Origin of the sequence: Aeromonas sp. A35_P, from assembly GCF_002259925.1 — a bacterium.
Lineage (GTDB): Bacteria > Pseudomonadota > Gammaproteobacteria > Enterobacterales > Aeromonadaceae > Aeromonas > Aeromonas dhakensis.
Genome location: NZ_NEVB01000081.1, coordinates 1 through 7276, shown reverse-complemented (window position 1 = coordinate 7276; position 7276 = coordinate 1). Strand labels below are relative to the sequence as shown.

At 56.8% G+C, this 7276-nt stretch carries 7 protein-coding genes; all 7 read right to left on the bottom strand.

Annotated elements, in window-relative coordinates; translation table 11 throughout:
- Positions 1–17: 17 nt before the first annotated feature.
- Entirely contained in the window at positions 18–1178 is a 1161-nt protein-coding gene (gene neuC / locus CAK78_RS06370) for a UDP-N-acetylglucosamine 2-epimerase (RefSeq protein WP_094696737.1), read from the bottom strand.
- Between the two features lie 2 nt (positions 1179–1180).
- On the bottom strand, positions 1181–2323 hold the full coding sequence (locus CAK78_RS06365) for a LegC family aminotransferase (RefSeq protein WP_094696736.1): 1143 nt from the start codon (positions 2321–2323) through the stop codon (positions 1181–1183).
- A 9-nt stretch (positions 2324–2332) separates the two neighbouring features.
- Positions 2333–3511, bottom strand: a complete 1179-nt coding sequence (locus CAK78_RS06360; RefSeq protein ID WP_254924720.1) for a UDP-N-acetylglucosamine 4,6-dehydratase — start codon at positions 3509–3511, stop codon at positions 2333–2335.
- A 75-nt stretch (positions 3512–3586) separates the two neighbouring features.
- Positions 3587–4654: a dTDP-glucose 4,6-dehydratase gene (gene rfbB / locus CAK78_RS06355; RefSeq protein WP_094696734.1), complete on the bottom strand. Its 1068-nt coding sequence runs from the start codon at positions 4652–4654 to the stop codon at positions 3587–3589.
- A gap of 250 nt (positions 4655–4904) precedes the next feature.
- Complete coding sequence (locus tag CAK78_RS22620) at positions 4905–5207, bottom strand: hypothetical protein (protein WP_141214135.1); 303 nt, start codon at positions 5205–5207, stop codon at positions 4905–4907.
- Positions 5208–5414: 207 nt separating this feature from the next.
- Positions 5415–6824, bottom strand: a complete 1410-nt coding sequence (locus CAK78_RS06345) for an efflux transporter outer membrane subunit (RefSeq protein WP_094696732.1) — start codon at positions 6822–6824, stop codon at positions 5415–5417.
- A partial coding sequence (locus CAK78_RS06340) for an efflux RND transporter permease subunit (RefSeq protein ID WP_176452702.1) occupies positions 6817–7276 on the bottom strand: 460 nt, incomplete at its 5' end. The genes CAK78_RS06345 and CAK78_RS06340, both read right to left, overlap by 8 nt.

Sequence of the window (7276 nt, the reverse complement as noted above, 5' to 3'; positions counted from 1 at the left end):
TTCGGCAATGATGCGGATCATGGCGACGGACTCCTGTCGAGATCATGGAACTGTTTGATGGTAGGGACGGCAAAGTGCTTCAGGTGGGCCACGATCTGGCCACTGGCATCCCCAGCACCATAAGGATTGACATAAGCATCCGGAGCCATCGGTTGCAGGGCCCGGGCAATGCATTGCGTAATGGCCGCAGCATTCGCCTCGCAATGCAGCACGCTCTGCGCCGCAAGACGCCCTTGCTGACGCTGGCCGATATTGATGGTCGGTACGCCCAATGAGGGCACTTCGATGATGCCGCTCGATGAGTTGCCAATCACGGCAGCACAGTGTTTCACCGCGCTAAGGTAACGCCTGTAGCCCAAAGACGGGATGGCCAGCACGCGTGTGGGGTTTGCTGCCGCATACTGCTCAAGCAGTGGAATGATCGCACGACCACCGTCATCTGCATTCGGATACGTCAGGATCACCTGATGGTCGGGATAGTTATTCAATGCCGCCAGCAAGGCGTTGAAGCTCCCCTCGGCTGGCTCATCGGCCAGAGTCACGGGGTGATAGGTCACCACGAAGAACGGTGAGTCCAGCGCAAAGCCAAGGGATGATTGCAGCTCCCCCATGGAAAGCAGCGGAGTCTTGACAATATGATCCAGACCGACGCCGCCCACGTTGAACACCCGTTCCGGTGCCTCGCCCAACTGGATGACACGCTGCCGATAGGGCTCGGCTGCCGTGAAATGCAGATAGCTCAACTTGGTTATAGCGTGGCGGATAGCGTCGTCATAAGCCCCTTCGGTGATCTCCCCTCCATGGAGGTGCGCGACCGGTATGCGCTGCAACATGGCCGCCTGGGCAGCTGCCAGCGCTTCGAAGCGATCTCCCAAGATCACCAGCATATCCGGTTGCAGCCGCGCCAACGCGTCTGCCAGACCGAGCAAAGCCACGCCCATGCTTTTGACTACACCGACTGAGGTATCGGAAGAGAGCAGCATCTCGATGCGCTCATCGATCTTGAAGCCATCCTGCTCTATCTGCTGATAGGTCAGGCCGAACTCAGGGGACAGGTGCGTACCCGAGACGATCAGCTTGAGCTCCAGATCGGGATCCGCGGCAATGTCTTTCATCAACCAATAGAGCAACCCGTATTCGGCGCGCGTACCGGTAAAGACGGCGATGGTGTTAACCATGTTCAAACCTCGACAGGTGAGCTGGGTAGGTTGATCAGATGGGCTTCCAGCCACTCGGCATTGTCTAGCGCCCCACATAAGGCATGGGAGAACATCGGCAAGCGATGCATTAGCTTCCATACAGGCCGGGTCATGACGCCGGCCTTGTTCAGCTCGGTCAGCAATGTATCCCGCTGGGTTTGATCTTCACAGACGATCGCATTAAGCCAGTAGTTGGAGCGTCCATAGGAAGGCTCGGTCACAAACTGGCATGCCTGATTCTTGAAGAACTCGGCATAGTGCATAGCCAGAGCCCGCTTTTGCGCCAGGAAGTGCGGTAGGGATTCCATCTGGGCACATCCGAGGGCCGCATTTAGATTGGGCATGCGGTAGTTAAAGCCGGGTTCATCATGATAGAACTCGAACGGATGGGGCACCTTGGCCGTGGTGGTGATGTGTTTGGTACGCGCCCCCTGTTCGGCATTCTGGCAAAGCACCATGCCACCACCACCCGTGGTGATGATCTTGTTGCCATTGAAGCTCAGGGCGGAAAATACACTCAGCGTCCCTGTATGTTTGCCTTTGTAATAAGAGCCGAGACTTTCGGCTGCATCTTCAACCAGCGCTATGCCCCAGGCCTGACACACGGCCTGCAACTCGTCTAGTTCGACCGGATGACCAAAGGTATGCATGGGCACGACGGCTTTCAGGCGGCGCCCGCTTGCCTTGTGGATAGCACCGATCTCAGTGCGAGAGGCGTGCTCTTCCAGCCAGTTGGCCAGGGCAATAGGGCACAGGCCCAGACTCTGGCGTGACACATCCACAAACACGGGCTCTGCGCCCATGTGATGCAAGGCGTTGCAGGTCGCCACGAAGGTCAAGGGCTGGGTGATCACCAGATCGCCGGCCTGTACCCCTGCCATGTAGAGCGCGATGTGCAGCGCCGCCGTGCCATTCATGGTGGCAACGGCACGGGCAGAACCGGTAAAGGCCGCTATTTGCTGCTCAAACTGTTCAACATAGGCGCCCACGCTGGAAACGAAGGTACTTTCCAGGGTATCGAGCACATATTTGCGCTCATTGCCGGCAAAGGTCGGGGCGTGAAGAGGGATGAAGTCATCGGTTTTGTAGGTATCACGAATAAAACGTATCAATTGAGTATGCATACCGATTCCTTACATCTTGCCATCGAGATATTTGCCCGTTTCTTTATGACCAAAATCCGGGATCATGGTGAAGAACAACTCAACGAGCTCTTTCTTGCCCCAGGCTCGCTTTGTTTTCATGGCTGCAATGGTCTGTTCGAAATAATTGAGCAGATCATTCTGATATGAGGGTTCATTCTTGATGATGCCCAAGTTCTCGAACCGGGTCATATCCAGCACTTCCTTGTCGGTGAAAAACTCTTCGAAGTCTTTTTCCCCCGTGGTGTCGCTCTCAGTGAAGAGACAAGGCCACATCCCCTGCTCAGGCAGGCTCGCCATCAGGGTTCTGGCTTCATCTTCATCCTTGCACAGATACGGCTTGTAACCGTGCTGCTCCAGATACTTCACGGCGATTTCGGCGAAAGTAATAAGGTGCAGGGACTCGCTGAGCTTGGGGAAGAAGATATCTCTGTTCTCACCGAAGATGCAGGACATCAGGCACAGCTCACCGGACTCCTGTGGGGTCACGAAGTAGCGTTTGATATCGTTGGGGGCGACGATGGGCTGACGCTTTTGCAAGCGCTGATTGAAACCGTGCAACAAGGAACCATCGGAGAAAGCCACGTTGGCAAAACGCGCGGTTGAAATGGCAATCTGCTCGCTGCGACGCATCAGAAACATCTCCATGATGCGCTTGGACGCCCCCATCATGTTGACCGGATTGGCAGCCTTATCCGTCGAAACACAGAAATACTTTTTCACACCCATGTCGATGGAGTGCTGGATGGTTTTGTCCGTGTTGAACACGTTGACATCGATCATGCGCATCAACGTGAAAGGGTCTTTCTCACTGCGTACATGTTTGAGCGCAGAAAGGTTGAGAACGTAATCATAGGCGCCGTCGGCTTTGATAAAGGCGTCATATTCTATAGAGCCGATATCCAACGCGAATGTCTGGAAATCACCATCGATATATCCGAACGAGCTGCGGATATCGCGCACCAGCTCGACCATATTGTTCTCGCTGATGTCGACAACATGCAATTTACGTGGATTTCTCTTGAAGATCTCTTTGGTTACCGCTTGGCCAATAGAACCGGCGCCACCAAGAACAAGAAAACGGGACTGGCTGACGATCTCAGACAGCTGTTGCTCATTTTTGCCGATGTCATCAACGAACAGGTCTTTATTACGACCAATGAGACTCAAAATATTACTCTTCATATAAAAGATACCAATCTCAAGTTCAGTCCACGCAGGGCGTGCAATATATCAATGATGGATTCAGTCAACGTCACTTATTTGGAAGAGATGCCAGGTTATTGTCTTGGACAATCCTGACTCAAAACTCTCCTGCGGCAGCCATTTCAATTCAGTGGCTATTTTGCCAGCATCAATGGCGTAACGACGATCATGGCCGGGCCTGTCGGCCACATGGGTGATTTGATCCCGATAGCTTTTCACCTTTCCCCCGGGCTCTTCTCCCTCAAGGATACTTGGGGACAAGGGGGCCAATTCGTCAAGCAGATCGCAGATGGTCTGCACCACCTCCAGATTGCGTTTCTCATTGTGACCACCGATGTTGTAGGTCTCTCCCACACTTCCTTTTGTCAACACCAAGAAGAGCGCTCTGGCATGATCTTCCACATAGAGCCAGTCGCGGATCTGATCTCCCCGGCCATAAAGCGGGATGGGCTTGCCTGCCAGGGCGTGGGCGATCGTTTGTGGAATCAGTTTTTCCGCATGTTGCCGGGGCCCGTAATTGTTCGAGCAGTTAGTCACCAGCACGGGGAGCCCGTACGTTCGGTGCCAGGCGCGTACCAGATGGTCACTGGATGCCTTGGAGGCAGAATAGGGACTGCTGGGGGCGTAGGGGGTGGTTTCGGTAAAGAGCGGCAATGTCTCACCGCCAGCCACTTCATCCGGATGGGGCAGATCCCCATACACCTCGTCGGTGGAGATATGGTGAAAACGGAAGGCCGCCTTGCGGGTCTCGTCCAGGCCGTTCCAGTAGGCGCGGGCCGCCTCCAGCAGCACATAAGTGCCGACGATATTGGTCTCGATAAAGTCGGCGGGGCCTGTGATGGAGCGATCGACATGGCTCTCGGCGGCCAGGTGCATCACTGCATCCGGCTGGTGTTGTGCAAACACCCGATCAAGCTCGGCCCGGTTGCAGATATCTACCTGCTCAAAGGTGTAGCGTTCGCTGCCAGTGACATCGACCAGGGATTCCAGATTACCGGCATAGGTCAATTTATCGAGATTGACGACGCAGTCCCGGGTATCCCGGATGACATGGCGCACCACTGCCGAGCCGATAAAGCCGGCACCACCTGTGACTAGAATTTTCATAGATATGCTCTTGAAGGCGAAGAAATGAGAGTGGCTCCCAACGAGCCGGAGAAAGGCGCGAGCTCGACGCATGACGCGCTGCGTCAGAGGCGAATAGCATGGCTACCGCCCCTGGGTTACAGCCCCCAGATTGCTGCTTTTGACCGGATTGTGTGTGCTGTTGGCCATAGCGCCCTCCAGCTTGGGAAAATTCTGTCACCGCTCCCTGATGACAAAAGTGCGATTTCTCTTGCAAATTCAACGTGCCAGTTTACAAAAAGCCGCCGTCAATCGTTGCCATGCCCCAAGGGCAAAGCACGAATTTTAACGCCTTTCCTGACCGCTTGAACAGCCAAAACAACCCTTCATAGAGCAAGTGATTTGCACCCTCTCCAGCAGCGTGGCTCTGTTTAGCAAGTAAAAGAGAATGATAACTCAGTGCAGCACGGGACCATTTTGAAGCCAACTTAGAGCATTGCCAGCCGGACTCAAAAATAAAAATCGTAACAAGCGACGCATCAGTGCGGAGCGAGCTCACAAGAACGCCACTTTTTGCCAATCCGGATGGAGACACGTAACACTTTCTTACAATTGCCCCCCGCCGCACACGTAAAAATTCAGCTCTTCCGCCAGAGTCTGATACAGATCACAATGCTGTCTGCACGACGTATTATGTCACTTGAGCTTCATATGTATATGTTTTTGCAGCAAACAAACAGGGCGAACCTGATGGTTCGCCCTGGGACGGTAAGATAACGCAAGGAGGAAAGTGTGGCTACTGTCAGCTTTTTCCTTTGCCACCCTCGCTATCGGCAGCTTGCCAGCCGCCGCCGACGGCCTTGTAGAGCGCGACCTGGTTACTGAGCTGCGCCAGACGAGTACTGATCAACCCCTGCTTGGCGCTGAACAGCGAACGCTGGGCATCGAGTCGGGTGAGATAGCTGTCCACCCCCTTCTCGTAGCGTACCTCTGCCAGCTTGAAGTAGGTCTGGTTTGCCTCCACCAGCGCCTGCTGGGCCTGCAGTTGCTGCTGATAGTCAGCCTGTGCACCAAACGCATCCGCCACTTCCTTGAACGCGGTCTGGATGCTCTTCTCGTAGCTCGCCACCGCCTGCCTGGTGCTCACCTCGGCCACGTCCAGATCCGCGATGCGCTTGCCGCCGTCAAAAATCGGCAGGTTTATCTGCGGCATAAAGGTCCAGGTACCGGTGCCGCCGTCAAACAGCCCGCTCAACTGGTTGCTGGCGGTGCCCGCCGTCGCGGTCAGCGAGATGGTCGGGAAGAAGGCCGCACGGGCGGCGCCGATATTGGCATTGGCCGCCTTCAGGCTGTGTTCGGCCGCCAGGATGTCCGGGCGCTGTTGCAGCAGACTGGAGGGGGCTCCCACCGGGATGGCCGCCAGCTGCACCTCCGCCAGGGTTGCCGGCTCGGTCATCAACGCGGGGACGCCAGTCCCGAGCAGCAGCGCCAGGCCATTTCTGTCCTGTTTCACCTGCCGTTGATACTGGGCCAGGCTCACCTTGGCGCTCTCCAGCGCGGTACGGCCCTGGGCCAGCTCCATCTCGGAGGCGGCCCCCAGCCGGTACTTGTGCTCGGTCAGACCATAGCTCTCCTGCTCGGTGGCCAGGGTTGCCTCGCTCAGCGCCAGCAACTCCTGATCCGCCAACAGGGTGAAATAGGCGTTGGCCACCGAGGCCACCAGGGCGATCTGGGTGCTGCGCTGGGTCTCGATTTGCGCCAGATAGGTCTCCAACGCCTGATCTTTCAGACTCTGGATCCTTCCGAACAGGTCCAGCTCGTAGGCGGTGATGCCAATGTTGGCGCCGTACTGGCTGCTGATAGTGCCCTGCCCCGTGCTGCTGAGATCGTCCGATCCCTGCTGGCGGGTACCCGAGCCATTGGCCGCCAGGGTCGGTAGCTGGGCCGCCCGCTGGATCCGGTATCTGGCCTCGTAGGCCTCCACGTTGAGGGCCGCGATGCGCAGATCCCGGTTGTTCTCGAGGGCCGTGGCGATCAGCTGCTGCAGGGCGGGATCGAGGAACTGCTGGCGCCAGGAGGAGACGGCCGCCTCCCCCGTCTGGTTGCTCTGCCAAGTGGCGCCTTGCGGCAGCTCGGGGCGCTGGTAATCGGGGGCCATGGAACAGCCCCCCAGCAGCAGGGTCACACTCAGGGCGATCAGGGTTTTAGTCATGTTTGATCTCCTCGGCATGGGCCAGACGCGCTTGCTTGGTACTGTGCTTGGTGAAATAGCGCATCACCAGCACGAAGAACAGCGGTACGAAGAAGATGGCCAGCACGGTGGCACTGATCATCCCCCCCATCACGCCGGTACCGATGGCGTTGCGGCTGCTGGCGCCGGCGCCGGTACTGATCACCAGCGGCAATACGCCGAGGATGAAGGCGAGCGAGGTCATCAGGATCGGACGCAGACGCAGGCGCGCTGCCTCCACCACGGCTTCGCTCTGCCCCATGCCCCTGTCATAGAGCTCCTTGGCAAATTCCACGATCAGGATCGCGTTCTTGGCCGACAGCCCTATGGTGGTGAGCAGGCCCACCTGGAAGTAGACGTCGTTCTCCAACCCGCGCAGGGTGGCGGCCACAATGGCCCCCAGCACCCCGAGCGGCACCACCAGCATCACCGAG

Bases quoted from the DNA above. Each gene is read 5' to 3' on its own strand.
- CAK78_RS06345 (WP_094696732.1), bottom strand. From the start codon at position 6,824: ATGACTAAAACCCTGATCGCCCTGAGTGTGACCCTGCTGCTGGGGGGC.
- rfbB (WP_094696734.1), bottom strand. From the start codon at position 4,654: ATGAAAATTCTAGTCACAGGTGGTGCCGGCTTTATCGGCTCGGCAGTG.
- CAK78_RS06365 (WP_094696736.1), bottom strand. From the start codon at position 2,323: ATGCATACTCAATTGATACGTTTTATTCGTGATACCTACAAAACCGAT.
- neuC (WP_094696737.1), bottom strand. From the start codon at position 1,178: ATGGTTAACACCATCGCCGTCTTTACCGGTACGCGCGCCGAATACGGG.